Here is a 25,538-nt window from a genome sequence, read left to right as displayed (position 1 = left end):
GCTTATTGCGCAGCGATCGGCTCAGGCTCGCGAATCAGCGTGATACCCGATTGCACCAGCAGGTATTCGTTGTCGCTGACCTTGTTGATGCGGTCACCAATGGCCAATTTGTAGGTGGTGACGGGCTCCGAGCCGGTGAAGCCGTCTGCAGACGGGTTCGATTCCTGGAATTCATGCACGGAATAAACGCGGCCTTCCGCATCTCTTGCATGAAACTGACCGACGAGTACTGCTGCCATCTGCTTAAAACCTCTGGAGATAAAACGCTTGATTTGCGGCTTGGTAGACCGTCATCAAGCTTGGTAAGTTTTCCTACAGCGAAAAAATATTCCTCGCGCAGGAAAAACCAATGATCGCTGGTGAAATCGCCAACAGATCATCTATAACTAGCGACTCTTCCCACAGACCATCGAGAGTCTTCCATGAGCAATGTCTACAACGTCGCCGTAGTGGTCGGTAGCCTGCGCAAAGCTTCGATCAATCGCAAGATCGCACTGGCACTGGCTGAACTGGCCCCGGCGAACCTGAAACTGGAAATTGTCGAAATCGGCGATCTGCCTCTCTACAACGAAGACATCGATGGCGATTCACCGCCCGCAGCCTACAGCACTTTCCGTCAGAAAGTGGCGTCATCCGACGCGGTGCTGTTTGTCACGCCTGAATACAACCGTTCGATCCCGGCGCCAATGAAGAACGCCATCGACGTCGGTTCGCGTCCATATGGCAAGAGCTGCTGGAGCGGCAAGCCGGGTGCGGTCATGAGTGTTTCGCCGGGCGCGATCGGCGGTTTCGGCGCCAATCAACACCTGCGCCAGACCTTCGTGTTTCTCGATATCCATTGCCTGCAACAGCCGGAAGCCTACCTGGGCGGCGCGGGTAATGCGTTTGACGAGGCGGGCAAGTTGAGTGAAACGGTCAAGCCGTTCCTGCAGAAATTCATTGATGCTTACGGCCAGTTCGTAGAGCAACACAAAAAGTAAATCCGTACGCGGTCCCTTGTAGGAGTGAGCCTGCTCGCGATAGCGGTGTATCAGTCAGCATTATTGTTAACTGACAGACCGCTATCGCGAGCAGGCTCACTCCTACAGTTTTTATCTGTCTGACTTTCCATTAAGGCTTTTGCGAATGCTCGCTGCGTCACTGATTTTCCTCCTGACCATTACCCTCGTGATCTGGCAACCCAAAGGCCTCGGCGTCGGCTGGAGTGCAACCTTCGGCGCGGTGCTGGCGTTGATTTTCGGTGTAGTCCACCTGAGCGACATTCCGCTGGTCTGGCAAATCATCTGGAATGCCACCGGCACCTTCGTCGCGTTGATTATCATCAGTCTGCTGCTCGACGAGGCCGGGTTTTTCGCCTGGGCCGCGCTGCATGTGGCGCGCTGGGGACGGGGCAGCGGGCGCAAGCTGTTTGCCTTTATGGTGCTGCTCGGCGCGCTGGTTTCAGCGTTGTTCGCCAACGACGGCGCGGCGCTGATCCTCACGCCCATTGTGATTTCGATGTTGCTGGCGCTGCGCTTCTCGCCGGCGGCGACGCTGGCCTTCGTCATGGGCGCCGGGTTTATCGCCGACACCGCGAGCCTGCCGCTGGTGGTGTCGAATCTGGTCAATATTGTCTCGGCGGACTTCTTTCACATCAGCTTCAACCGCTATGCGGCGGTGATGGTGCCCGTCAATTTCGTCAGCGTGGCGGCGACGCTGGGCATGTTGCTGTGGTTTTTCCGTCGTGACATCCCGGCCGCTTACGACCCGGCGCAGCTCGAAGACCCGGCGACCGCTATTCACGATAAAGCCACGTTTTACGCAGGCTGGGCGGTGTTGGCGATTCTCTTGATCGGCTGTTTTGCGCTGGAGCCGCTGGGGATTCCGATCAGCACGATTTCGGCGGTGTGCGCCGCGCTGTTGCTCGGCATTGCTGCTCGCGGGCACAGGATTTCCACGCGCAAGGTTTTGAAAGAAGCGCCGTGGCAGATCGTGATTTTCTCGCTGGGCATGTATCTGGTGGTGTACGGCCTGCGCAATGCCGGGCTGACCGGTTATCTGGCCGGCTGGCTCGACGCGTTCGCCGCCCATGGCGTGTGGGGCGCGGCGCTCGGTACCGGCGTGTTGACGGCGTTGCTGTCGTCGATCATGAATAACCTGCCGACGGTGTTGATCGGCTTGCTGTCGATCGATGCCAGCCAGGCCAGCGGGGTAATCAAGGAAGCGATGATCTACGCCAACGTGATCGGCAGCGACCTGGGGCCGAAGATCACCCCGATCGGCAGCCTGGCGACACTGCTGTGGCTGCATGTGCTGGAGCGCAAGGGCATTCACATTGGCTGGGGCTATTACTTCCGGGTCGGGATCGTGTTGACGGTGCCGGTGTTGCTGGTGACGTTGGCGGCTTTGGCGGTGCGTTTATCCATTTGAACCGCGTCGGCCTTTTCGCGAGCAGGCTCGCTCCCACAGAGAATGCGTTTCAAAGCTGGAATGCGGTCCCCTGTGGGAGCGAGCCTGCTCGCGAATTGGCTCAGGCACCGCAAATCTCAGGCTTGCCCCGGCACATTCGGCCAAAGGTCGGACACCAGAAACAACCGCTCCGCCTCTTCCCATTCACCCTGGGCGTTTTCACTCAGGCGCACCATCAACTGCGCCGGCGCCAGTGGCGGCAGTTCCAACAGCCACAGGCGCAAAGCCTCTTCAGTCCAGACCTGATCCGTCGGGTAATGCGCCGGTGCCAGCCAGGCATGGCGGGGCAGGGGTTGCCAGCGACCGGCCGGGCGCTGCGCGACGAACGCCGGCCAATCCTTCTGATGCAGCCAGGTGCCGCGCAAATGCTGCGGGTGCGCGCCATGCGGCGATGCAGCCTCACCGGGCCATGGATAGAGCAGATAACCGCCCAGCCATAAATGCGCGTCGAAGGTTTCGATATCTAGCGCCGCCAGCACTTCGCGGCTTTCCGGGCGCGCCGAGATCGGCAATTGGTGCTCGGCCAGATGCGCCAGTTTGCGATCCAGCCGATCATGGCAGCCGGGGCCCAGCCACTGCGCCGGGTCGCCGCCATCGCCGTTTTGCGGGCCGAGATAAAGCTTGATCGCCAGCTCAAGGTGATGCACGCCGTCGCGGTCACGCAGCAGCATGTCCAGCTCGCCAAGCGTGTGGCCTTCGCGGCGGATCGGCAGGTTGGCGGCGATCAGGTCGATGCCCGGCGCATGCTCCACCGCAAACTGCCACAACCGCTCGTAATACAGGCCCAGCCGCCGGGTCCGCGCCTGCGACAGCCACTGCAGCAAGCCGTAACTGTCACGGTCGAGCTGACGCAGCCAGTCTTCGAGGCGCTGCGGGTCCCGCACCCAGTCGCTGCCTGCCAGCGGATGGCGCTGCGGCCACGGCGTGACGGCGAGCATCGGCGGGGCGAGGATCACCCACGCCAGATCCCGCACTTCGGGATGGCGCAACTGGTGAGGTAACTGGAGCAAATCGGGAAACAGGATCATCTTGCGAGCATAGCCTGAATCATGAGCGCCCTTGAGGCTGAAAGGATTTTGTCTATCGCCGGCTTTCGCCCATAATCGGGTTTTCGCGTTTTCGATTGTCCGCAGAGGTCCCATGGAGCAATTTCGTAATATCGGCATCATCGGTCGCCTGGGCAGTTCCCAGGTGCTGGATACCGTCCGCCGACTGAAACGCTTTCTGCTCGATCGGCACCTGCATGTGATCCTCGAAGACACCATCGCCGAAGTTTTGCCCGGTCACGGCCTGCAAACGTCGTCGCGCAAGATGCTCGGCGAAGTCTGTGACATGGTTATCGTCGTCGGCGGCGACGGCAGCCTGCTCGGCGCCGCGCGGGCGCTGGCCAAGCACAATATTCCGGTGCTGGGGATCAACCGCGGCAGCCTCGGTTTCCTCACCGATATTCGCCCGGACGAGCTGGAAATCAAGGTCGCCGAAGTGCTCGACGGCCACTATCTGGTGGAAAACCGCTTCCTGTTGCAAGCTGAAGTCCGTCGCCACGCCGAGGCCATCGGCCAGGGCGACGCGCTCAACGACGTGGTGCTGCACCCGGGCAAATCGACGCGGATGATCGAGTTCGAGCTGTACATCGACGGCCAGTTCGTCTGCAGCCAGAAGGCCGACGGCCTGATCGTCGCGACGCCGACCGGCTCGACCGCTTACGCCTTGTCCGCCGGCGGGCCGATCATGCATCCCAAGCTCGACGCTATTGTGATTGTGCCGATGTACCCCCATACCTTGTCGGGACGGCCGATCGTGGTCGATGGCAACAGTGAGCTGAAAATCGTCGTGTCCAAAGATATGCAGATCTACCCGCAAGTCTCCTGCGACGGCCAGAACCATTTCACCTGCGCGCCGGGTGACACCATCACCGTCAGCAAGAAAGCGCAGAAACTGCGGTTGATCCACCCGCTCGATCACAACTACTACGAAGTCTGCCGCACCAAGCTCGGCTGGGGCAGCAAGCTGGGCGGTGGAGGCGACTGATGCTCGATCCCGCGCGCAGTTACGACCTGATCGGTGACGTGCACGGATGCGCCTTGACCCTGGAACACTTGCTTGACCGTCTCGGTTATCACAAGCAGGGCGGGGTCTGGCGGCATCCGTCGCGCATGGCGGTGTTCGTCGGCGACATCATCGACCGTGGCCCGCGGATTCGCGAAGCGCTGCACATCGTCCATGACATGGTCGAGGCTGGCCAGGCCTTGTGCATCATGGGCAACCACGAATTCAATGCGCTCGGCTGGAGCACCCCGGCGCCACCGGGCAGCGGCAAGCAGTTCGTCCGCGAACACACGCCGCGCCACGCCCGCTTGCTGCATGAAACCCTTACCCAGTTCGAAGGCCATCCGGGCGACTGGCATGACTTCCAGCAATGGTTCTACCAGTTACCACTGTTCGTCGATGCCGGGCGCTTTCGGGTGGTTCACGCCTGCTGGGATGCCGGATTGATTGAACCGCTGCGCGGCTTGTTCCCCGATGGCTGCATCGATGAGCACTTCCTGCAGGCCTCGGCGGTGCCCGGAAGCTTCGCCTGCACGGTGTTTGATCGTTTGCTGCGCGGCACCGACATGCGTCTGCCGGGCGGCCTGACCATGACCAGTGGCGATGGTCTGGTGCGTTCGTTCTTCCGCACCAAATTCTGGGAAGACGACCCGAAAACCTACGGCGACGTCGTGTTCCAGCCCGACGCCTTGCCGGAGCCGGTGGCGCAGACGCCGCTGAGCTCCACGGAAAAGAGTTCTCTGCTGCGCTATGGCGTCGACGAGCCGTTGCTGTTCGTCGGCCATTACTGGCGCAGCGGCAAACCGGCGCCGATCCGCCCGAACCTCGCGTGTCTGGATTACAGCGCAGTGCTCTACGGCAAACTGGTTGCCTATCGTCTGGATCAGGAAACACGCCTCGATCCGCAAAAATTCGTCTGGGTCGATGTCGAGCGGCCGGAGGTGCTGCAATGAGTGCGGTGGCGGTATTGCGCCTGCCGTTGGCGGTGGACCTGAGCGGTTTCGTCAAACTGCTGCAACGCATGCAGGTGCCGCATCGGGTCAGCGAAGAGGCGGGCGAGCAGGTGTTGTGGGCGCCGGCAGAAATCAGCGACGACGTGCGCTCGCTGTATGAACGCTTCCCGGCCGGCGATCCCGACCAGCAACTGGATATTCCAGCGGGCCAGACCTTCAAGCGCCCGAGCTTCGCCGAACAACTGAAACACGCAAAGGCCACCGGGTTGATCCTGCTGTTGAGCCTGATTGTCGGCGGTCTGACGTTTCTCGGCGAAAACCTCGAAACGTTGCGCTGGCTGACCTTTCTCGACTTCCGGGTGATCGGCGAGTACATCCATTTCACGCCGTTGGCCGACAGTCTGGCGGCAGGGCAGTGGTGGCGGCTGATCACGCCGATGCTGATCCACTTCGGCATTCTGCATCTGGCCATGAACGGCATGTGGTATTGGGAGCTGGGCCGGCGCATCGAATCGCGTCAGGGCAGCATCAACCTGATCGGCCTGACGCTGCTGTTCAGTCTGGTGTCCAATTACGCGCAGTTTGTCTGGAGCGGCCCGACTTTGTTCGGCGGCCTGTCCGGCGTGCTTTACGGTTTGCTCGGGCACTGCTGGATTTTCCAGTTGCTGGCGCCGAATCCCGCCTATCGTTTGCCGCGTGGCGTGCTGGCGATGATGCTGATCTGGCTGGTGGTGTGCATGTCCGGGCTGATCTCGTTGATCGGTTTCGGGCAGATCGCCAACGCCGCGCACCTGAGCGGGTTACTCATCGGATGCTTTACCGGTTTGTTGGGTGGTTTGTATAACCGCCGTAAACTGGCCGTCTGAATTTTTAGCGAATTGAAGAGCACGGAGACCCCTGATGTCCTCTTTTAACGACATGATCAGCAACATCACCCCGGACATCTACGAGAGCCTGAAACTGGCCGTGGAGATCGGCAAGTGGTCCGACGGTAACAAACTCACCGCCGAACAGCGCGAGCTGTCGTTGCAGGCGATGATTGCCTGGGAAATCCAGAACCTGCCCGAAGACCAGCGCACCGGTTACATGGGCCCGCAGGAGTGTGCGTCGAAATCGATCGAAGTGCCGAACATCCTGTTCAAGTCGGATGCCATCCATTGATCGAGATTGGCCGCGGTGCAATCAGCAAAATGTCGGCGCGCCTGGACGGGCCGAACGTGCAGTACGCGTTTCGTCTGGATGACGTCGAGGTGCCGGTCAATCCGTTGATCGGCACCACGGTGCGTCTGGAATATCTTGGGGCGATCCACTGCACCCATTGCGGGCGCAAGACCAAAACCAGTTTCAGTCAAGGTTATTGCTACCCGTGCATGACCAAACTGGCGCAATGCGACCTGTGCATCATGAGTCCGGAGCGCTGCCACTATGACGCAGGCACCTGTCGCGATCCGGCCTGGGGCGAGCAGTTCTGCATGACCGACCATGTGGTGTACCTGGCCAATTCTTCCGGCATCAAGGTCGGTATCACCCGGGCGACGCAACTGCCGACCCGCTGGCTCGATCAGGGCGCCAGTCAGGCGTTGCCGATCATGCGCGTCTCCACACGGCAGCAGTCGGGGTTCGTCGAAGATCTGTTCCGCAGCCAGGTGGCTGATAAAACCAATTGGCGCGCGCTGCTCAAGGGCGACGCGGCGGCGGTGGATCTGGCGCAGGTGCGTGATCAGTTGTTCGAAAGTTGCGCTGAAGGCCTGCAAGGCTTGCAGCAGCGATTCGGCCTACAGGCAATTCAGACTATTGCCGATGTCGAACCGCTGGAAATCCGCTATCCCGTCGAGCAATACCCGGCGAAAATCGTCAGCTTCAACCTGGACAAGAACCCGATTGCCGAAGGCACGCTGCTGGGGATCAAGGGCCAATACCTGATCTTCGACACCGGCGTGATCAACATTCGTAAGTACACGGCGTACCAGCTCGCCGTGCATCAATAAGGATTCCAGCATGCGCACCGAACAACCGAAGATGATTTACCTCAAGGACTATCAGGCGCCCGAATACCTGATCGACGAAACGCACCTGACCTTCGAGTTGTTCGAGGACCACAGTCTGGTCCACGCGCAACTGGTGATGCGCCGCAACCCCGAGCGTGGCCCGGGCCTGCCGCCGCTGGTGCTGGACGGCCAGCAGCTGGAACTGCTCTCGGTGACCCTGGCCGACAAAGAGCTGAGCGCCGCGGACTATCAAGTCTCCGACAGCCACCTGACCCTGCAGCCGACCAGCGCGAGCTTCACGGTCGACACCAGCGTCAGGATTCACCCGGAAACCAACGCCGCGCTGGAAGGCCTGTACAAGTCCGGCACGATGTTCTGCACCCAATGCGAGGCCGAGGGCTTTCGCAAGATCACCTACTACCTCGACCGCCCGGACGTGATGAGCAAGTTCACCACCACCGTGGTCGCCGAGCAGCACAGCTACCCTGTGTTGCTCTCCAACGGCAACCCGATCGCTTCGGGCCCGGGTGAAGACGGCCGTCACTGGGCGACCTGGGAAGATCCGTTCAAGAAACCGGCCTACCTGTTCGCGCTGGTCGCCGGTGACTTGTGGTGCGTCGAAGACACCTTCACCACCATGAGCCAGCGCAACGTCGCGCTGCGCATCTATGTCGAGCCGGAAAACATCGACAAATGCCAGCACGCGATGAACAGCCTGAAGAAATCCATGCGCTGGGACGAAGAGGTCTACGGTCGCGAGTACGATCTGGACATCTTCATGATCGTCGCCGTCAACGATTTCAACATGGGCGCGATGGAGAACAAGGGCCTCAACATCTTCAACTCCAGCGCCGTGCTGGCCCGCGCCGAAACTGCGACCGACGCTGCGCACCAGCGGGTCGAGGCAATCGTCGCCCACGAATATTTCCACAACTGGTCGGGCAACCGCGTGACCTGCCGCGACTGGTTCCAGCTGTCGCTCAAGGAAGGCTTCACCGTGTTCCGCGACGCCGGTTTCTCCTCGGACATGAACTCGGCCACGGTCAAGCGCATTCAGGACGTGGCCTACCTGCGCACCCACCAGTTCGCCGAAGATGCCGGCCCGATGGCCCACGCCGTGCGCCCGGACAGCTTCATCGAGATCTCCAACTTCTACACCCTGACCGTGTACGAAAAGGGCTCGGAAGTGGTCGGCATGCTCCACACCCTGCTGGGCGCTGAAGGCTTCCGCAAGGGCAGCGATCTGTACTTCGAGCGTCACGACGGGCAAGCGGTGACCTGCGATGACTTCGTCAAGGCCATGGAAGACGCCAATGGCGTCGATCTGACGCAGTTCAAGCGCTGGTACAGTCAGGCCGGCACCCCGCGCCTGGCGGTCAGCGAGTCGTACGATGCGGCAGCGAAAACCTACAGCCTGACCTTCCGCCAGAGCTGCCCAGAAACCCCGGATAAAGTAGAAAAACTGCCGTTCGTGATTCCGGTCGAACTCGGTCTGCTCGACAGCCAGGGCAACGAACTGGCGCTGCGTCTGGCCGGTGAAGCGTCGGCGCAAGGCACCACACGAGTGATCTCGGTGACCGAGGCCGAGCAGACCTTCATCTTTGTCGACATCGCCGAACAACCGCTGCCATCGCTGCTGCGCGGCTTCTCGGCGCCGGTGAAGCTGAGCTTCCCGTACAACCGTGATCAACTGATGTTCCTCATGCAGCACGACAGCGATGGTTTCAACCGCTGGGATGCCGGTCAGCAATTGGCCGTGCAGGTGCTGCAGGAGCTGATCGGCCAGCAGCAGAAGGGCGAGGCCATGGTTCTCGACCCGCGCCTGACCTCGGCGCTGCGCACGGTGCTGTCCGACGAGTCGCTGGATCAGGCGATGGTCGCCGAAATGCTTTCGCTGCCGGGTGAGGCCTACCTCACCGAAATCAGCGAAGTGGCCGACGTCGAGGCGATCCACAACGCCCGCGAATTCACCCGCAAGCAACTTGCCGAAGGTTTGTTCGAAGCGCTGTGGCTGCGTTATCAGGCCAACCGCGACCTGTCGAAGCAAACGCCGTACGTGGCCGAAGCCGAGCATTTCGCTCGTCGCGCCTTGCAGAACATCGCGCTGTCGTACCTGATGCTCAGCGGCAAGCCGGAAGTATTGGCGGCGGCGCTGGAGCAGTTCGAAAACGCCGACAACATGACCGAGCGCCTGACCGCGCTGGCCGTGCTGGTCAATTCGCCGTTCGAAGAGCAGAAAGCCCTGGCCCTGGCGAGTTTCGCCGAGCACTTCAAGGACAATCCACTGGTCATGGATCAGTGGTTCAGCGTGCAGGCCGGCAGCACCTTGCCGGGCGGGCTGGAGCGGGTCAAAGCGTTGATGCAGCACCCGGCCTTCAACATCAAGAACCCGAACAAGGTCCGCGCGCTGATCGGTGCGTTTGCCGGGCAGAACCTGATCAATTTCCACGCGGCGGACGGTAGCGGTTATCGCTTCCTCGCCGATCTGGTGATCGAACTGAACGGCTTCAACCCGCAAATCGCCTCGCGTCAACTGGCACCGCTGACCCGCTGGCGCAAATACGATGCTGCGCGTCAGGCGTTGATGAAAGCCGAGCTGGAGCGGATTCTCGCGTCGGGGGCGTTGTCCAGTGATGTGTATGAGGTGGTGAGCAAGAGTCTGGCTTGAGGGCAAACTCGAGTCAGTTTTTGCGTGCTTGAAAAAAAGGTCACCACAGCCCGACGCTGGGGTGACCCGAGGGTGAATGCGGTCCAATTGTAGGAGTGAGCCTGCTCGCGATGGCGGTGTGTCAGCGGATACATCTTTGATTGATGCACCGCCATCGCGAGCAGGCTCACTCCTACAGGGGATTGTGTGAGTCAGGAGAATCAGTGCGAGCCGGCAGCTTTGTTGAGGTCGCTTTCGGTCCATTCGGTGTACACGCAGGCATCCGTGGTAGCCCAGCGCACATGCACCGGGTCGCCGGCCTTGAGCGGCATGCCGGCGGCTGACAAGGCTTTCACTTTCATCGAGGTTCCGCCCGCGGTGACCACGCTGCAGGTCTGGCTTTCACCGAGAAACAGCACTTCCACCACGGTCGCTGACACTTCGTTCCAGCCCGATGGCAGCGGTTCGCGGGCTGCCTGCTGCACGCTCAACGCCAAGGCCTTTTCTGGCCGCACCATCAGCAACACATCCTGATCAGTCTGCAACCCGGCCGTCAGCCGGATTGACAACGGCTGCCCCTCGAAACTCGCCGCGGCATTGCCCTGCGCCTTGAGCTTGAGGAAATTTGAGTTGCCAAGGAATGAAGCGACAAAGGCATTCGGTGGATTCTGATAAAGGTCATAACCGCTGCCCAGGCCGACAATCTTGCCGTGGCTGAAAATCGCGATGCGCTGCGACAAGCGCATGGCTTCTTCCTGATCGTGGGTCACGTAGACGATGGTGATGCCCAAGCGCCGGTGCAGTTGGCGCAGTTCGTCCTGCAAATCCTCGCGCAGTTTTTTGTCCAGCGCACCGAGCGGTTCGTCCATCAGCAGAATGCGTGGTTCGTAAACCAGCGCGCGTGCGATGGCCACACGCTGCTGCTGGCCGCCGGACAGCTGCGAAGGGCGGCGATGGGCGAACTGTTCCAGTTGCACCAGTTTCAGCATGGCGTCGACACGCTTGTCGCGCTCGGCCGCCGCCAGTTTGCGAATCGCCAGGGGGAAGGCGATGTTGTCGCGCACCGACAGATGCGGGAACAGCGAATAACGCTGGAAGACCATGCCGATGTCGCGCTTGTGCGGCGGCACGTTGACCAGCGATTGACCGTTGACGAGGATCTCGCCGCTGCTCGGTGTTTCGAACCCGGCGAGCATCGACAGCGTCGTACTTTTGCCCGAGCCGCTGGAGCCGAGGAAGGTCAGGAATTCACCGTCCTTGATGTCCAGCGAGATGTTGTCGACGGCGGCAAAGTCGCCGTAGTGCTTGTTCAGGTTGCGCAGGCTGACCAGGGGCTTGTCGTTCTGCTGGGAGGCGTCTTTGATCACGGCACTCATGTCGTACTCCTCGGCGCTCAGGCGCTGATTTCGTTGCGCCGGCGCAGGGCGGCGGCGATCACCATGACCAGCACCGACAGGCCGATCAGCAGCGTCGAAGCGACGGCGATCACCGGGGTCAGGTCCTGGCGCAGGGTGGTCCACATTTTCACGGGAAGGGTTTGCAGGGTGGGGCTTGCCATCATCACGCTGAGCACCACTTCGTCCCACGAAACCAGAAAGGCGAAGAGGGCGCCGGCGACCATGCCCGGACGAATCGCCGGAAACGTCACCTTGAACACCGCTTGCAGGCGCGAGGCGCCGCAGATCACCGCCGCGTCTTCAATCGACTGATCGAACAGCTTCAGTGAGTTGATGATCGAGATGATGGTGAACGGCAGCGCGACGATCACATGGCTGACGACGAAAGCGAACATCGTCCCGGTGTAGCCGAGCTTGAGAAACAGCGCGTACACCGCCACGGCGATGATCACCAGCGGCACGATCATCGGCAGGGTGAACAGGCCGTAAAGCATCTCGCGACCGGGAAAGCGACCGCGCACCAAGGCGAACGCAGTCGGCAAGCCGAGGGCCACGGCGCAGATCGTCGTCAGCACGGCGACCTTGAGGCTGGCCGCAGCGGCGCTCATCCAGTCCGGATTGGAGAAGAACTGGCCGTACCATTTCAGCGTCCAGCCCGGTGGCGGAAACACCAACCACTGCGACGAGCCGAACGACAGCAGCACGATAAACACGATCGGCAACAGCAGGAACAGACCGATCAGCCCGGTAGTGGCGTACAAGCCGAAACGCATGCGCCGGCTCATGGCATTGGGGGTCAGGAGCATGTCGGCTTACCTCGCGTTGCTGGCGCCAACCGGGGATTCCGGTTGAAGCTTCAGGTAGAAGTAGAACAACACCAGGGTGATCGCGATCAGCAACGCAGCGCCGGCACTGGCCAGGCCCCAGTTGAGGAACGATTGCACCTGCTGAATGATGAACTCCGGCAACATCATGTTCTGCGCACCGCCGAGCAGCGCCGGGGTCACGTAGTAACCGAGCGACATCACGAACACCATCAAGCCCCCGGAGGCCAGACCCGGCCGGCACAGCGGCAGGAACACCCGGAAGAAGTTGGTCCACGGGCTCGCGCCGCAGATCGAGCCGGCCTGCAGGATCATCGGGTCGATGGCCTGCATGGTCGCCTGCAACGGCAGCACGATGAACGGGATCATGATGTAGCTCATGCCGATCACCACGCCGGTGAGGTTGTGCACCATCTCCAGCGGCTGATCGATGATGCCCATGGCCATCAGCGCCTTGTTGATCACGCCCGAGGCTTGCAGCAACACCAGCCACGAATAGGTGCGGGCGAGCAGGCTGGTCCACATCGACAGCAGCACGATGTTGAGGATCCAGCGCCCCCAGCCGCGCGGCACCAGGGTGATCGCCCAGGCCAGCGGAAAGCCCAGCAGCAGGCTGAACAGGGTCACCAGCCCGGCTACCGAGAAGGTGTTGAGCAGCACCCGGGCATACGCCGAGTTGGCGAACAATTGTTCATAGTTGCCAAGGCCTGGCGTTGGTTCGAGCACACCACGCAACAACAGGCCAATCAACGGCGCGAGAAAGAACAGACCGAGGAACAACAGCGCCGGGGCGAGGTTGCCGGCGCCGCGCCAGCGTTGTCTGAGGGACGGGGCTTGCTGCATCGCAACCGCCTGGGTTCCGTGGGCCGGGCCGGCAGCGCCGTGGGCGCCCCCGGTGGCAGTGGCAGGACGGGGCGCGGTGGCCGCCATTTTCATTTGACCAGCCATTCGTTCCACCGTGTCGCGATCGCCGGACCGTTTTTGGCCCAGTACGCGAAATCAAGAGTGATCTGATCCTTGGCGTAGGCAGTCGGCAGGTTGGGGGCCAGCGTCGAATCCAGACGCTCCACACTGTCGAGGTTGACCGGCGCGTAGGCGGTCAGGTTGGAGAAGTCGGCCTGGCCCTTGGCACTGCTGGCGTTGGCGAGGAACTTCATCGCCGCGTCCTTGTTTTTCGCGCCTTTCGGAATGACCAGAATGTCGGCCATGACCAGGTTTTGCTTCCAGCTCACGCCGACCGGCGCGCCGTCTTCCTGGAGGGCATGCACACGACCGTTCCAGAACTGGCCCATGCTCGCTTCACCGGAGGCCAGCAGTTGCTGCGACTGCGCGCCGCCGCCCCACCAGACGATGTCTTTCTTGATGGTGTCGAGTTTCTTGAAAGCGCGATCCAGATCGAGCGGATAGAGCTTGTCGGCGGCAACGCCATCGGCCAGCAGCGCCAGTTCAAGCACGCCGGGGCTTGGCCATTTGTACAGGGCGCGTTTGCCAGGGTAAGTCTTGGTGTCGAACAGCGCGCTCCAGTCCTGCGGCTTGTTGGCGCCGAGCTTGCCTTCGTTGTAGCCGAGGACAAAGGAGAAGAAGAACGAGCCGACGCCGTGATCGTTGACGAAGCGCGGGTCGATCTTGTCGCGCTGGATCACTTTGAAATCGAGGGGTTCGAGCAGGCCTTCAGCCGCGGCGCGCAGGGCGAAATCGGCTTCGACATCGACCACGTCCCACTGCACGTTGCCGCTTTCGACCATGGCTTTGAGTTTGCCGTAGTCGGTCGGCCCGTCCTGGACGACGGTGATGCCGCTGGCCTTGCTGAACGGATCGGCCCAGGCCTGTTTCTGCGCATCCTGGGTGCTACCGCCCCAGCTGACGAAGTTGACGCTTTCGGCAGCCATTGCAGCCTGGCCGGTGACGCTGAGCAGTCCCGCAAGAAGAATTGCGGTTGCAGCTTTGTTCAACACCATTTTTACGCCCTCATTGTTGTGTTTATTGAGCGGGCTTGCGTTGTTGCCCGCCTGACGGGAGCAGTAGCTGGACGTCCGTTGGAGTGTCCGGTCTATGGAATATCATATTATGGTATTCCAAACTTTGTGCAAGCACTTTGCCTTACCGGTTATCTGGCGAAGCCGTTTTTGTGCCTCAGGAAATCGCGTGTGAACCACAAACCCTGTGGGAGCGAGCTTGCTCGCGAAAGTGCCGGTTCATGCAACATTGATGTCGACTGACAGGACGCCTTCGCGAGCAAGCTCGCTCCCACAGGGAAATGGGGTTGCTGTGGGTTATTCGGTGAACGGGATGCTCTCAACCACCTCGAGGTCATACCCGGTCAACCCTGCATACTTCAGCGGCGGCCCCAGATGCCGCAGCTTGCCCACCCCGAGGTTTTGCAGAATCTGCGCCCCGGTGCCGACCTCCGAATAAATCCGCGACTGCGAGCGGCTGAACTGTCGCGGTGGCTGGGTCAGTTGCGGCACCCGCTCCAGCAGCGCCTGTGACGACTCATGATTGGCCAGCACCACGACCACCCCGTGACCTTCGGCAGCGACCCGTTGCAGCGCCGCCCACAGCGTCCAGTTCTTCGGCCCGCTGTACTCGGCGCCGACCAGATCGCGCAGCGGATCGATCACATGCACGCGCACCAGTGTCGGCTCGTCACGGCGCAGATCGCCCATGACCATCGCCATGTGCACGCCACCCTCGATACGGTCCTCAAAAGTGATCAAACGGAACGTGCCATGCACCGTCGGTAATTCACGTTCACCGATGCGTTCGATGGTGTGCTCGGTGCTCAGGCGATAGTGAATCAGGTCGGCGATGGTGCCGATCTTGATCCCGTGCTTGCGTGCAAACAGTTCCAGATCCGGACGTCGGGCCATGGTGCCGTCGTCGTTCATCACTTCGACGATCACCGAGGCCGGGGTAAAACCGGCCAGCCGCGCCAGGTCGCAACCGGCTTCGGTGTGGCCGGCGCGGGTCAGCACGCCACCTTCCTTGGCGCGCAGCGGGAAGATGTGGCCGGGCTGCACCAGGTCTTCGGCGCGGGCATTCGCTGCGACGGCGGCGGCGACAGTGCAGGCGCGATCGGCCGCCGAAATCCCGGTAGTGACGCCGACGGCTGCTTCAATCGACACGGTAAACGCAGTGCTGAACACGCTGCCATTGCTCGGGACCATTTGTTCCAGGCCCAAACGCTGGCAATGTTCGTCGGTCAGGGTCAGGCAGATCAGCCCGCGCGCTTCGCGGGCCATGAAGCTGATCGCCTCGGGCGTGCAGCGGTCGGCGGCCAGCAACAGGTCGCCTTCGTTCTCGCGGTCTTCGTCATCGACCAGCAAAACCATTTTGCCGAGGCGATAATCGTCGATGATTTCTTCGATGCTGTTGAAGGCCATGCTGGACTCTCAGGGTTCGTTGGAAATATATTGGTATACCATAATACAAAATCAACAAAGAGGTCACTATGAAGGCGTACTGGATTGCTCATGTGGATATAGCCGATGCCGAACACTACAGCCAATACACCCAGCGCACGCCGCAGGCGATTGCCGCGTTCGGCGGCGTATTTCTCGCCAGAGGCGGACGCAGCGAAGCGATGGAAGGGCGTGAAACGCCGCAACGCACGGTGATCATTGAGTTTGAGAGTTACGAGAAAGCCGTGGCGTGCTACCGCTCGGCGGCGTATCAGGAGGCGAAGAGTTACCGCGAGGAGTGGGCGAGGGCGGAGATCATCATCGTCGAGGCCTTTGCCCCAAATTAAGCAGCACCACAAAACCCCTGTGGGAGCGAGCCTGCTCGCGAAAGCGGTCGTTCATTCAACATTTGTATCGACTGACCCGACGCCTTCGCGAGCAGGCTCGCTCCCACAGGTTCTGTGTATAGCCAATGTCAGCGCATGAAGTGGATTTTGCCGCTGTCGTCATTGCCCATGTATATCCCGTAGACCCCCGCCTGGCGTTCTTCGATGTAACGCTCGAGAATCTGCCGGATCGCCGGGTAATAGATCTGTTCCCACGGAATGTCTTCAGGGGCGAAGAACTTGTAGTCCAGTGTCTCAGGCCCGTACTGCCCAGTAATCTCCAGGGCGATGGCGCGGAAGATGATGTACACCTCGCTGATCTTCGGCACGCTGAAAATCGAATACGGCGAGACGATCTCGGCGCGCACGCCGCTTTCTTCCCAGACTTCGCGCAACGCCGCCTGCTCGGTGGTCTCGCCGCTTTCCATGAAACCGGCCGGCAGCGTCCAGGTGCCCGGGCGCGGCGGGATCGCCCGTTGGCACAGCAGGTATTTGCCATCCTGCTCGATGATGCAGCCGGCGATAATCTTCGGATTGACGTAATGGATGTAGCCGCAGCCGCGGCACATCAGGCGCTCGTGCGTATCGCCCACCGGTATCTGCTGACCGAGGTCAGGGCCACCGCATTTCGGGCAATAGCTCGGGCTGAACATATCAGTGACCTATACGCGGTTCTTTCAGCGCGATGGGCAGGGTGATCGCCGGCGTCGCGCCAGTCTCTTCCTGCTTGCGCTTGAGGTAGTCGAGGGCCACGGCAGCCGCCGCGCGAACGTGGTCGACGCACGCCTGATGCGCCGCCAGCGGATCGCCGCTTTTGATCGCCGCGACCATTTTTTCCATCTCGTGGTTACTCGCGCCGCGACGGTTTTCCTGCGACACCGAGGTTGCGCGCAAATAGCTGATGCGCGCCTGCAACTGACGCAGCTGAGTGGCGGCGACATGGTTGCCCGAACCTTCGAGCAGCACGTCGTAGAAGCCCTGTACCGAGTCGATCACCTGCTGCAGCTCGCCGTCCTTCAACGCCTTGCGGTTGTCGTCGAGGGCTTTTTCCAGGGCTTTGATGTCCTTGGCCTTGGCGCGCAGGGTAAACAGCTGAACGATCAGACCTTCGAGCACGCAACGCAGTTCGTAGATATCGACGGCATCGGCGAGGGTGATGATCGCCACGCGCGGGCCTTTGGCGTCGGCGAATTCGACCAGACCTTCGGATTCAAGATGACGCAAGGCTTCGCGCACCGAAGTGCGGCTGACGCCGAGACGATCACACAGGTCGCGTTCGACCAGACGATCGCCTGGCATGAGCTGGAAATTCATGATCGCGCTACGCAGTTTGTCCAGCACGATTTCGCGCAGGGTAACGGGGTTGCGATTGACCTTGAAGCTGTCGTCGAGTGGCTGGCGTTTCATGGGTTCGGCTCTTGAGCTTGGCTGTCCATGCCAGACGGGCATCAAAACAGCCGAGGGGTTAACTTGAGGCCTCGGCGTCGGCTTCTGCAAAGGCTTCACGGGCCAGCCGGAAACTGTCCAGGGCCGCCGGAACGCCGCAATAAATGCCGACCTGAAGCAGAATTTCGCGTATTTGCTCACGACTCAGGCCGTTACGCAAGGCGCCACGCACATGCAGCTTGAGTTCGTGCGGGCGGTTGAGCGCCGAGATCATCGCCAGGTTGATCATGCTGCGCTCCTTGAGCGACAGACCTTCACGTCCCCAGACATGGCCCCAGCAGTACTCGGTGACCATTTCCTGCAGCGGTCGGGTGAAGTCATCGGCGTTGTCGATCGAGCGCTGCACGTAGGCTTCGCCGAGTACCTGAGTGCGGATCTGCAGGCCTTTTTGGTACTTTTCGTTACTCATCATTCCTCCTCACACCACTATCCCCTGTGGGAGCGAGCTTGCTCGCGAAAGCGTCATTACATTCAGCATTGATGTCGACTGACATTGCGCATTCGCGAGCAAGCTCGCTCCTACAGGGGATTTGTGTGACTCCGTCAGGTCAGGGGCGGCAACGCGCCCAGCTTGCCCTTGTGGTAAATCATCGGCGTCACCGGTTGCTCGGGCAGGATCAGGTGCTTCACTGCGCCAACAATGATCGCGTGGTCGCCGCCATCGTATTCACGCCACAACTCGCACTCGATGATCGCCGTGGCCTTGGCGAGGATCGGGTTGCCCAGATCGCTCAGGTGCCACTCGATGTCTTTGGCTTTGTCCTTGCCCTTGCCGGCGAACGCATAGGCTTCGGCAGTCTGCTCGGCGGAGAGCAAATGAATGGCGAACTTCTTGCTGTCGCGCAGCACCGGGTAGGTGTCGGAGGCGTAGTTGGGGCAGAACAGCACCAGCGCCGGGTCGATCGACAGCGCGCTGAAGGCGCTGGCGGTGATGCCGACGATGCCGCCGTCCGGGTCCAGCGTCGTCACCACCGTCACGCCGGACGGGAACGAGCTCATGACGTCTTTGTAAATGCCGGGTTCGATCATTTCGCAGGACTCCTAGCGCATCACAAACGGATCAGGCATCGGAGCCTGGGAGAGGTTGATCCACACCGTTTTCAGTTCGGTGTAGGCCAGCACCGAATCGATGCCGCTTTCGCGTCCATAGCCACTGTTCTTGAAGCCGCCGATCGGCGCCATCGCCGACACCGCGCGGTAGGTGTTGACCCAGATGATCCCTGAGCGCACGTCGCGCGCCAGCCGATGGGCGCGGCCCAGATCGCGGGTCCAGATGCCGGCGGCAAGGCCGAACTGCGAGTCGTTGGCGATCGCCAGCGCTTCGGCTTCATCCTTGAAGCGGATCACCGAGGCCACCGGACCGAAGACTTCTTCCTGCATGATCTTCATCGAGTTGCGGTCGCACTCGAACAGCGTCGGCTCGTAGAACCAGCCTTCGCCGACATCGCTCGGACGCTTGCCGCCAGTGCGCAGGCGCGCGCCTTCAGCGATGGCATCGGCGACCAGGCCTTCGACCACGGCCAATTGCTGCGCGGTGGCCATCGGGCCCATCTCGCTGTGGTCTTCCTGCGGGTTGCCGATGCGAATGCGCTGGGCACGTTCGACCAGACGATTGACAAACTCGTCGTAGATTTCGTCCTGCACCAGCAAGCGCGAACCGGACACGCAACTCTGCCCGGACGCGGCGTAGATCCCGGCAATCGCGCCGTTGATCGCGCTGTCCAGATCGGCGTCGGCGAAGATGATGTTTGGCGACTTGCCGCCCAGTTCCAGCGACAGTTTGGCGAAGTTCTCGGCGCTGCTGCGCACCACATGCCGTGCCGTCGCCGCGCCGCCGGTGAAGGCGATCTTGCGGATCAGCGGGTGGCGGGTGAGGGCGGCGCCGGTGCTCGGGCCGTAACCGGTGACCACGTTGACCACGCCCGGAGGAATCCCCGCTTCGAGGGCCAGGCGCGCCAGTTCCAGAATCGTTGCCGAGGCATGCTCGGACGGCTTGATCACAATGGTGTTGCCGGCGGCGAGCGCCGGGGCCAGTTTGATTGCGGTCAGATAAAGCGGGCTGTTCCACGGAATGATCGCCGCGACCACACCCATCGCTTCGTGCACGGTGTAGGCGAACAGGTCGGGCTTGTCCAAAGGCAGCGTGCCGCCTTCAAGCTTGTCGGCCAGGCCTGCGGTGTAGTGGAAGAACTCCGGCAGATAACCGACCTGACCGCGGGTTTCGCGGATCAGCTTGCCGTTGTCGCGGCTTTCCAGCTGCGCCAGTTGCTCTTTGTTTTCGGCGATCAGGTCACCGAGACGGCGCAACAGCTTGCCGCGTGCGGTGGCGGTCAGGCCGCGCCAGGCCGGGCTGTCGAACGCGGTTTGCGCGGCTTGCACGGCGCGTTCGACGTCCGCTTCATCGGCATCGGGCAGTTCGGCCCAGGCTTGCGCCGAGGCCGGGTTGAGGCTTTCGAAGGTCTTGCCGGAGAGGGCGTCGACCCAGTCTCCGCCGATGCACATCTGGAAGCGTGCGAGTGTCATGCAACGATCCCCTTTATATGGTTTTGTCGGGAGTGTGCGAATTGGAGAAACTGCAGCAATGTCTGGTTGACCAGGCGCGGCGACTCTACCGGCATCATATGCCGTTGCTCGGGCAGCACGACAACCTTCGCACCGGGGATGCGCCGGGCCAGTTGCTCGGCCATTTCCGGGGTCGAACCGGGGTCGAGCTCGCCTGTGGCGATCAGGGTCGGTGCGGTGATCGTGCCGAGGTCGTCGGCGCGGTACATGTCCTGAGTGGCGAACAGTTCGTAGGTGGTCAGGTAGCCCTGCGGATCGTTGTTGGCCAGGGTCTGGCGCAGCGCGGCGATCTGCGCCGGGTTGGCCGCCTGATATTCACGGCTGAACCAGCGTGACAGCGCCGCTTCGGCGTTGGCGTCCGGACCGTGTTCAGCGGCCTGTGCGGTGCGCGCAATAACGCCGGCACGCTGTTCTTCGCTGCGGTTGAACACGCTGTTGAGCACCACCAGGCTTTGCAGGCGCTGCGGATAGTGCAGGGCAAACGCCCGCGCGACCAGGCCACCCATGGAGAAACCGATCACCGCGGCCTGCGGCAGTTTCAGGTGATCGAGCAACTCGAGTAGCTGATCGGCGTAACCGAGCAGGTCGGTGCCGCTGGCCGGCCGCGGACTGGCGCCGTGGCCGAGCATGTCGTAGGCGATCACCTGATAGTCGCTGGACAGGCCGACGATCTGGCCGCCCCACATTTCTTTGTTCAGGCCCACGCCGTGGATCAATACCACGGGCTGGCCTTGGCCGGTCGCCAGGTAACTGGTGCCAGCCGGGGTGAGTTCAGCGGTGAGCCGAATCATGGAGCGCTCCTGCAATGCCTTTTTATTGTGATTACTGGGCTTTTTCGGCGGCCAGTTCTTCCAGATCGATGTAGCGGTTGCCGATGCGCGGGTGCAGACGACCACCGTCGGCGCAACCCAGCACCACAACGATTTCATCGGCACGCGGGGCGTCTTCGATCTGCATTTCCAGGGTGATGTAGTGCGAACGCTGACCTTCGTCGTCCTTGTGCATCATCGGGATCTGGATCGAAGTGCCCGGGCCGCCGCGCTTGTTGGTGAAGCTCAGGTAGCTTTTGGCGTTGACCGCTTCGCGGTAGTGGTTGCCGAAGCGCAGGGTGTGGATCACTGCGGAGGCGTGTTCGATCTCGCCGTCAGCGCCGACCACCGCGGCTTTGCCGTAGGCTTCGATCTTTTCCGCGCCGCCAATGATGCCCACCAGACGTTCGACCATCAGCGCGCCGAGGTCGGAGCAGTTGGCGCGGATCTGCGGCTTGAGGTCTTCGACAAAACCGTTGCCGACCCAAGGGTTCTTCATCACCACGGCGAGGCCAACCATGGTCACAGGCTTGTCGGTGGCTTTGCCGCCTTCAATAAAGGTTTCTTCGACATAGCTGACGATCTTGCGGATTTCGAAACTCATGAGCTGCTCCGTAGGGGGATTGAGAGTGTCTGTGCGTCTGATGGTATACCATAATACCAATCGCGCAAGTCCCCTCGCGCACTTTTGCCGCATCACCCCGGCGAATGGTCATGTATTCAAATCCCGCACTCACCACCAACCCCTGTGGGAGCGAGCTTGCTCGCGAAGGCGGTGTGTCATTCAACTCAAATGTTGACTGATCCGGCGCTTTCGCGAGCAAGCTCGCTCCCACAGGGGAATTTCTTCGTTACAGAGGGCCGCTTTTGGTTAACAAAAGATAACGTGGCGCCGATTGTCAGACGTTTCGAAAGCCCGATAGGATGAGCCAGCTTCCGAAGGGGCTCTGGATGGCGGGTTTCAGGACTATGCTTCTGATCAGCCATCATCGCAGCACCCTTGCGGCGCCCTTGAAGGCCTGATGGCCCAACAATAATAAATAGGGGAAGGTCTATGAGTCGTTGCCGCCCGCCGGCGTTGCGCAACACCGCGTTGCTGGTCACAGCACTCTCTCTGCTGGGTTTTGCCACACTGTCGGCGCCAGTGATTGCCGCCGAGGCACCTGCCGACGTGGTGTATGCCACCGAATCGGCGAAGGCCGCGAAAAGCCTGATTCTCGATGTGGTCCATGCCGGCACGCGCCTGGTCGCGGTGGGCGACCGTGGGCACATTCTCTATTCCGATGACCAGGGCAAAACCTGGACCCAGGCCAAAGTGCCGACCCGGCAACTGCTCACCGCAGTGTATTTCGTCGACGACAAGCACGGCTGGGCGGTCGGCCATGACGCGCAAATCCTCGCCAGCGCAGACGGCGGTCTGACCTGGACCAAGCAATTCGAAGACCTCAAACGTGAATCGCCGCTGCTCGACGTCTGGTTCAAGGACGCCAACAGCGGCTTCGCCGTGGGCGCCTACGGCACGCTGCTGGAAACCACCGACGGCGGCAAGGACTGGCAAGACGTCAGCGACCGCCTCGACAACGAAGACCAGTTCCACCTCAACGCCATCGCCGCCGTAAAAGACGCCGGGCTGTTTATCGTCGGCGAGTCGGGCAGCATGTTTCGCTCGGCTGATGACGGTCAGACCTGGGAAAAACTCGAAGGCCCATACGAAGGTTCGCTGTTCGGCGTGATCGGCACGGCGCAAGCGCAGACCCTGCTGGCCTACGGTTTGCGCGGCAACCTCTACCGCTCCACCGATTTCGGCAGCAACTGGGAGCAGGTCGAGCTGAAAGCCGCGCGCGGTGCGCTGGAGTTCGGTCTGTCCGGCGGCACGCTGCTTGAAGACGGCTCGATCGTCATCGTTGGCAACGGCGGTTCGGTGATCAGCAGCAGCGATAACGGCGAAACCTTCAGCGTGTTCAACCGCCCGGATCGCATTTCGCTGTCGTCGGTCACTGCTGCCGGCGACGGCAATCTGATTCTGAGCGGGCAGGGCGGTGTACACCTCACCCAGCCAAACGGTGCCGAGACCAATAACAAGAAGGCGGGCCTATGACTTCCTTGATCACTCCTCAGCAGGAAAAGGCGACGTTCCTCGAGCGCCTGATTTTCAACAACCGACCGGCCGTGATTCTGATCTGTCTGGTGGTGAGCGTCTTTCTGTTCTGGCAGGCCACGCTGATCCGGCCGTCGACCAGTTTCGAAAAGATGATCCCGCTGCAGCATCCCTTCATCGAGAAGATGATGGAGCACCGCAACGATCTGGCGAACCTTGGCAACACCGTGCGTATCTCGGTGGAAGCCACTGACGGCGACATCTTCTCCAAGGAGTACATGGAGACCCTGCGGCAGATCAACGACGAGGTGTTCTACATCTCCGGCGTCGACCGCTCCGGGTTGAAGTCGCTGTGGAGCCCGAGCGTGCGCTGGACCGAAGTGACCGAAGAGGGCTTCGCCGGCGGTGAAGTGATCCCGCAGAGCTACAACGGCTCGCAGGACAGCCTCGATCTGCTGCGCAACAACGTGCTCAAGTCCGGTCAGGTCGGGCGTCTGGTGGCCAACGACTTCAAGTCGAGTATCGTCGACATCCCGCTGCTCGAGTCATATCCCGACCCGCAGGACCAGGGCAAGTTGCTGGCGCTGGACTACCGCCAGTTCTCCCATGAACTCGAAGACAAGATCCGCAACAAGTTCGAAGCACAGAACCCCAACGTCAAGATCCATATCGTCGGTTTCGCCAAGAAGGTCGGCGACCTGATCGACGGTCTGGTGATGGTGGTGCTGTTCTTCGGCGTCGCCTTCGTCATCACTCTGATCCTGCTGCTGTGGTTCACCAACTGCGTGCGCAGCACCATTGCCGTGCTGAGTACGACGCTGGTGGCGGTGGTCTGGCAGCTCGGCTTGATGCACTTCTTCGGTTTCGGCCTTGATCCGTATTCGATGCTGGTGCCGTTCCTGATCTTCGCCATCGGTATTTCCCACGGCGTACAGAAGATCAACGGTATCGCCCTGCAATCCAGCGAAGCCGATAACGCGCTAACTGCCGCGCGCCGTACGTTCCGGCAGTTGTTTTTGCCGGGGATGATCGCGATTCTCGCGGACGCGGTGGGTTTCATCACCTTGCTGATCATCGACATTGGCGTGATCCGTGAACTGGCGATCGGTGCATCCATCGGCGTGGCAGTGATTGTCTTCACCAACCTGATCCTGCTGCCGGTGGCGATTTCCTATGTCGGCATCAGCAAGCGTGCGATCGCCAAGAGCAAGAAAGACGCGAACCGCGAACATCCGTTCTGGCGCCTGCTGTCGAACTTCGCCAATCCGAAAGTCGCACGCATCTCGGTGGTGCTGGCGCTGATCGCCTTTGGCGGCGGCCTCTGGTACAGCCAGAACCTGAAAATCGGCGACCTCGACCAGGGTGCGCCGGAACTGCGTCCGGACTCGCGCTACAACAAGGACAACAACTTCATCATCAGCAACTACTCGACCAGCTCCGACGTGCTGGTGGTGATGGTCAAGACCAAGGCTGAAGGCTGCTCGCGCTACGAAGCCATGGCGCCGATCGATCAGTTGATGTGGAAAATGCAGAACACCGAGGGCGTGCAATCGGCGATCTCGCTGGTGACCGTGTCCAAGCAGATGATCAAGGGCATGAACGAGGGTAACCTGAAGTGGGAAACCCTGTCGCGCAACCCGGACGTGCTGAACAACTCGATCGCCCGCGCTGACGGTCTGTACAACAACAGTTGCTCGCTGGCGCCGGTGCTGGTGTTCCTTAACGATCACAAGGCTGAAACCCTTGATCGTGCGGTGAATGCGGTGCAGGAATTTGCCAGGGAGAACAACAAGGACGGCCTGGAATTCATCCTCGCCGCCGGTAACGCCGGGATCGAAGCGGCGACCAACGAAGTCATCAAACAGGCTGAACTGACCATCCTGATTCTGGTGTACATCTGCGTCGCGGTGATGTGCATGATCACCTTCCGCTCGTGGGCGGCGACCCTGTGCATCGTTCTGCCGCTGGTGCTGACCTCGGTACTCGGCAACGCGCTGATGGCATTCATGGGCATCGGCGTGAAAGTTGCGACGTTGCCGGTGGTGGCGCTGGGCGTGGGGATCGGTGTCGACTACGGCATCTACATCTACAGCCGTCTGGAAAGTTTCCTGCGTGCCGGCCTGCCATTGCAGGAAGCCTATTACCAGACGCTGAAATCCACCGGTAAAGCGGTGCTGTTCACCGGCCTGTGCCTGGCGATCGGCGTCTGCACCTGGATCTTCTCGGCGATCAAGTTCCAGGCTGACATGGGGCTGATGCTGACGTTCATGCTGCTGTGGAACATGTTCGGCGCGCTGTGGCTGTTGCCGGCGCTGGCGAAGTTCCTGATCAAGCCGGAGAAACTGGCGGGGCAGAAGGGCAATTCGTTGTTTGCTCACTGATCTGAGTGGCTGAAATGACAAAGCCGCAACCTTTGGGGGTTGCGGCTTTTTTTGTGGATCAGGATCAAGATCAACAGCCCCTCACCCTAACCCTCTCCCGGAGGGAGAGGGGACTGATTGGGGGATATTGGAGATTTACAGCGACTTGA

The 25,538-nt window shown here is 61.1% G+C and carries 25 protein-coding genes; 11 read left to right on the top strand and 14 right to left on the bottom strand.

Annotation, left to right across the window (positions count from 1 at the left end; genetic code table 11):
* Positions 1–2: 2 nt before the first annotated feature.
* Positions 3–239: a hypothetical protein gene (locus V6F91_RS19305; RefSeq protein ID WP_203421736.1), complete on the bottom strand. Its 237-nt coding sequence runs from the start codon at positions 237–239 to the stop codon at positions 3–5.
* Positions 240–422: 183 nt separating this feature from the next.
* On the opposite strand from V6F91_RS19305, the gene V6F91_RS19300 reads away from it, so the two are divergent.
* Entirely contained in the window at positions 423–980 is a 558-nt protein-coding gene (locus tag V6F91_RS19300; protein WP_208940789.1) for an NADPH-dependent FMN reductase, read from the top strand.
* A 145-nt stretch (positions 981–1,125) separates the two neighbouring features.
* Positions 1,126–2,409: an arsenic transporter gene (locus tag V6F91_RS19295; RefSeq protein WP_332767185.1), complete on the top strand. Its 1,284-nt coding sequence runs from the start codon at positions 1,126–1,128 to the stop codon at positions 2,407–2,409.
* 116 nt (positions 2,410–2,525) lie between these two features.
* On the opposite strand, the gene V6F91_RS19290 is transcribed toward V6F91_RS19295, so the two are convergent.
* On the bottom strand, positions 2,526–3,476 hold the full coding sequence (locus V6F91_RS19290) for a DUF1853 family protein (RefSeq protein ID WP_332767183.1): 951 nt from the start codon (positions 3,474–3,476) through the stop codon (positions 2,526–2,528).
* Positions 3,477–3,588: 112 nt separating this feature from the next.
* On the opposite strand from V6F91_RS19290, the gene V6F91_RS19285 reads away from it, so the two are divergent.
* The 6 genes from V6F91_RS19285 to pepN are packed head-to-tail and all read left to right on the top strand — an operon-like array spanning position 3,589 to position 10,106.
* Positions 3,589–4,479 (top strand): NAD(+) kinase, encoded by an 891-nt coding sequence (locus tag V6F91_RS19285; RefSeq protein ID WP_011333623.1) that lies wholly within the window; start codon positions 3,589–3,591, stop codon positions 4,477–4,479.
* Complete coding sequence (locus V6F91_RS19280) at positions 4,476–5,450, top strand: metallophosphoesterase (protein WP_332767248.1); 975 nt, start codon at positions 4,476–4,478, stop codon at positions 5,448–5,450. The genes V6F91_RS19285 and V6F91_RS19280 overlap by 4 nt, the downstream gene beginning before the upstream one ends.
* Positions 5,447–6,316 (top strand): rhomboid family intramembrane serine protease, encoded by an 870-nt coding sequence (locus V6F91_RS19275; protein WP_332767180.1) that lies wholly within the window; start codon positions 5,447–5,449, stop codon positions 6,314–6,316. Before V6F91_RS19280 ends, V6F91_RS19275 begins: the two co-directional genes overlap by 4 nt.
* Before the next feature lie 34 nt (positions 6,317–6,350).
* Positions 6,351–6,611 carry a YeaC family protein gene (locus V6F91_RS19270; protein ID WP_042609561.1) on the top strand — a complete coding sequence of 87 codons (261 nt, stop codon included), beginning with the start codon at positions 6,351–6,353 and terminating at the stop codon, positions 6,609–6,611.
* Positions 6,608–7,438 (top strand): DUF2797 domain-containing protein, encoded by an 831-nt coding sequence (locus tag V6F91_RS19265; protein ID WP_332767173.1) that lies wholly within the window; start codon positions 6,608–6,610, stop codon positions 7,436–7,438. Before V6F91_RS19270 ends, V6F91_RS19265 begins: the two co-directional genes overlap by 4 nt.
* 10 nt (positions 7,439–7,448) lie before the next feature.
* Positions 7,449–10,106, top strand: coding sequence for an aminopeptidase N (pepN, locus tag V6F91_RS19260; RefSeq protein WP_332767171.1), 2,658 nt, complete (start codon positions 7,449–7,451; stop codon positions 10,104–10,106).
* Positions 10,107–10,306: 200 nt separating this feature from the next.
* Here the strand turns inward: pepN and V6F91_RS19255 are convergent, their stop codons facing one another.
* From V6F91_RS19255 to ribBA, 5 genes are all read right to left on the bottom strand, one after another.
* On the bottom strand, positions 10,307–11,461 hold the full coding sequence (locus tag V6F91_RS19255) for an ABC transporter ATP-binding protein (protein WP_332767169.1): 1,155 nt from the start codon (positions 11,459–11,461) through the stop codon (positions 10,307–10,309).
* Between the two features lie 17 nt (positions 11,462–11,478).
* Positions 11,479–12,288: an ABC transporter permease gene (locus tag V6F91_RS19250; protein WP_008088090.1), complete on the bottom strand. Its 810-nt coding sequence runs from the start codon at positions 12,286–12,288 to the stop codon at positions 11,479–11,481.
* 6 nt (positions 12,289–12,294) lie between these two features.
* The gene (locus V6F91_RS19245) at positions 12,295–13,242 is read right to left on the bottom strand and encodes an ABC transporter permease (protein ID WP_332767246.1); all 948 of its coding nucleotides are present in this window, start codon (positions 13,240–13,242) and stop codon (positions 12,295–12,297) included.
* A complete protein-coding gene (locus V6F91_RS19240; protein WP_332767164.1) occupies positions 13,239–14,264 on the bottom strand; it encodes an ABC transporter substrate-binding protein in 1,026 nt (341 codons plus the stop codon). The genes V6F91_RS19245 and V6F91_RS19240 overlap by 4 nt, the downstream gene beginning before the upstream one ends.
* 315 nt (positions 14,265–14,579) lie before the next feature.
* Positions 14,580–15,689, bottom strand: coding sequence for a bifunctional 3,4-dihydroxy-2-butanone-4-phosphate synthase/GTP cyclohydrolase II (gene ribBA / locus V6F91_RS19235; RefSeq protein ID WP_332767162.1), 1,110 nt, complete (start codon positions 15,687–15,689; stop codon positions 14,580–14,582).
* Between the two features lie 68 nt (positions 15,690–15,757).
* Between ribBA and V6F91_RS19230 the strand changes: the two genes are divergently transcribed.
* Positions 15,758–16,054: a DUF1330 domain-containing protein gene (locus V6F91_RS19230; RefSeq protein WP_332767161.1), complete on the top strand. Its 297-nt coding sequence runs from the start codon at positions 15,758–15,760 to the stop codon at positions 16,052–16,054.
* A 128-nt stretch (positions 16,055–16,182) separates the two neighbouring features.
* Here V6F91_RS19230 and V6F91_RS19225 read toward each other — a convergent pair whose 3' ends face one another.
* The 7 genes from V6F91_RS19225 to V6F91_RS19195 all read right to left on the bottom strand — a co-directional run bounded on the left by V6F91_RS19225 (position 16,183) and on the right by V6F91_RS19195 (position 21,514).
* Positions 16,183–16,746, bottom strand: a complete 564-nt coding sequence (locus tag V6F91_RS19225) for an NUDIX hydrolase (protein ID WP_332767159.1) — start codon at positions 16,744–16,746, stop codon at positions 16,183–16,185.
* Position 16,747: 1 nt separating this feature from the next.
* On the bottom strand, positions 16,748–17,500 hold the full coding sequence (locus V6F91_RS19220; RefSeq protein ID WP_090282928.1) for a GntR family transcriptional regulator: 753 nt from the start codon (positions 17,498–17,500) through the stop codon (positions 16,748–16,750).
* A 58-nt stretch (positions 17,501–17,558) separates the two neighbouring features.
* On the bottom strand, positions 17,559–17,948 hold the full coding sequence (locus V6F91_RS19215; protein WP_332767156.1) for a carboxymuconolactone decarboxylase family protein: 390 nt from the start codon (positions 17,946–17,948) through the stop codon (positions 17,559–17,561).
* A 134-nt stretch (positions 17,949–18,082) separates the two neighbouring features.
* Positions 18,083–18,568, bottom strand: coding sequence for a flavin reductase family protein (locus V6F91_RS19210; RefSeq protein WP_101155079.1), 486 nt, complete (start codon positions 18,566–18,568; stop codon positions 18,083–18,085).
* A gap of 12 nt (positions 18,569–18,580) precedes the next feature.
* Positions 18,581–20,062 (bottom strand): aldehyde dehydrogenase, encoded by a 1,482-nt coding sequence (locus V6F91_RS19205; protein ID WP_332767151.1) that lies wholly within the window; start codon positions 20,060–20,062, stop codon positions 18,581–18,583.
* Positions 20,059–20,892, bottom strand: coding sequence for an alpha/beta fold hydrolase (locus V6F91_RS19200; RefSeq protein WP_332767149.1), 834 nt, complete (start codon positions 20,890–20,892; stop codon positions 20,059–20,061). Before V6F91_RS19200 ends, V6F91_RS19205 begins: the two co-directional genes overlap by 4 nt.
* Before the next feature lie 31 nt (positions 20,893–20,923).
* Positions 20,924–21,514: an amino acid synthesis family protein gene (locus V6F91_RS19195; protein ID WP_007917992.1), complete on the bottom strand. Its 591-nt coding sequence runs from the start codon at positions 21,512–21,514 to the stop codon at positions 20,924–20,926.
* 450 nt (positions 21,515–21,964) lie between these two features.
* Here V6F91_RS19195 and V6F91_RS19185 point away from each other — a divergent pair, with 450 nt between their 5' ends.
* Positions 21,965–23,008 (top strand): WD40/YVTN/BNR-like repeat-containing protein, encoded by a 1,044-nt coding sequence (locus tag V6F91_RS19185; RefSeq protein WP_332767146.1) that lies wholly within the window; start codon positions 21,965–21,967, stop codon positions 23,006–23,008.
* Complete coding sequence (locus V6F91_RS19180) at positions 23,005–25,389, top strand: efflux RND transporter permease subunit (protein WP_090282934.1); 2,385 nt, start codon at positions 23,005–23,007, stop codon at positions 25,387–25,389. Before V6F91_RS19185 ends, V6F91_RS19180 begins: the two co-directional genes overlap by 4 nt.
* Positions 25,390–25,538: the final 149 nt, after the last annotated feature.

Source organism: Pseudomonas koreensis (assembly GCF_036668835.1).
In the GTDB taxonomy this organism is placed as follows: domain Bacteria; phylum Pseudomonadota; class Gammaproteobacteria; order Pseudomonadales; family Pseudomonadaceae; genus Aquipseudomonas; species Aquipseudomonas koreensis_I.
This window is presented reverse-complemented; position numbering and strand designations above follow the sequence as displayed.

Coding starts and splice junctions, on each gene's coding strand:
- V6F91_RS19275 (WP_332767180.1), top strand. CDS start 5,447: ATGAGTGCGGTGGCGGTATTGCGCCTGCCGTTGGCGGTGGACCTGAGC.
- V6F91_RS19300 (WP_208940789.1), top strand. CDS start 423: ATGAGCAATGTCTACAACGTCGCCGTAGTGGTCGGTAGCCTGCGCAAA.
- V6F91_RS19305 (WP_203421736.1), bottom strand. CDS start 239: ATGGCAGCAGTACTCGTCGGTCAGTTTCATGCAAGAGATGCGGAAGGC.
- V6F91_RS19255 (WP_332767169.1), bottom strand. CDS start 11,461: ATGAGTGCCGTGATCAAAGACGCCTCCCAGCAGAACGACAAGCCCCTG.
- V6F91_RS19250 (WP_008088090.1), bottom strand. CDS start 12,288: ATGCTCCTGACCCCCAATGCCATGAGCCGGCGCATGCGTTTCGGCTTG.
- V6F91_RS19210 (WP_101155079.1), bottom strand. CDS start 18,568: ATGATCGAACCCGGCATTTACAAAGACGTCATGAGCTCGTTCCCGTCC.
- V6F91_RS19270 (WP_042609561.1), top strand. CDS start 6,351: ATGTCCTCTTTTAACGACATGATCAGCAACATCACCCCGGACATCTAC.
- V6F91_RS19295 (WP_332767185.1), top strand. CDS start 1,126: ATGCTCGCTGCGTCACTGATTTTCCTCCTGACCATTACCCTCGTGATC.
- V6F91_RS19195 (WP_007917992.1), bottom strand. CDS start 21,514: ATGAGTTTCGAAATCCGCAAGATCGTCAGCTATGTCGAAGAAACCTTT.
- V6F91_RS19220 (WP_090282928.1), bottom strand. CDS start 17,500: ATGAAACGCCAGCCACTCGACGACAGCTTCAAGGTCAATCGCAACCCC.
- V6F91_RS19290 (WP_332767183.1), bottom strand. CDS start 3,476: ATGATCCTGTTTCCCGATTTGCTCCAGTTACCTCACCAGTTGCGCCAT.
- V6F91_RS19200 (WP_332767149.1), bottom strand. CDS start 20,892: ATGATTCGGCTCACCGCTGAACTCACCCCGGCTGGCACCAGTTACCTG.
- V6F91_RS19215 (WP_332767156.1), bottom strand. CDS start 17,948: ATGAGTAACGAAAAGTACCAAAAAGGCCTGCAGATCCGCACTCAGGTA.
- V6F91_RS19245 (WP_332767246.1), bottom strand. CDS start 13,242: ATGAAAATGGCGGCCACCGCGCCCCGTCCTGCCACTGCCACCGGGGGC.
- V6F91_RS19230 (WP_332767161.1), top strand. CDS start 15,758: ATGAAGGCGTACTGGATTGCTCATGTGGATATAGCCGATGCCGAACAC.
- V6F91_RS19240 (WP_332767164.1), bottom strand. CDS start 14,264: ATGGTGTTGAACAAAGCTGCAACCGCAATTCTTCTTGCGGGACTGCTC.
- V6F91_RS19185 (WP_332767146.1), top strand. CDS start 21,965: ATGAGTCGTTGCCGCCCGCCGGCGTTGCGCAACACCGCGTTGCTGGTC.
- V6F91_RS19225 (WP_332767159.1), bottom strand. CDS start 16,746: ATGTTCAGCCCGAGCTATTGCCCGAAATGCGGTGGCCCTGACCTCGGT.
- pepN (WP_332767171.1), top strand. CDS start 7,449: ATGCGCACCGAACAACCGAAGATGATTTACCTCAAGGACTATCAGGCG.
- ribBA (WP_332767162.1), bottom strand. CDS start 15,689: ATGGCCTTCAACAGCATCGAAGAAATCATCGACGATTATCGCCTCGGC.
- V6F91_RS19205 (WP_332767151.1), bottom strand. CDS start 20,062: ATGACACTCGCACGCTTCCAGATGTGCATCGGCGGAGACTGGGTCGAC.
- V6F91_RS19285 (WP_011333623.1), top strand. CDS start 3,589: ATGGAGCAATTTCGTAATATCGGCATCATCGGTCGCCTGGGCAGTTCC.
- V6F91_RS19180 (WP_090282934.1), top strand. CDS start 23,005: ATGACTTCCTTGATCACTCCTCAGCAGGAAAAGGCGACGTTCCTCGAG.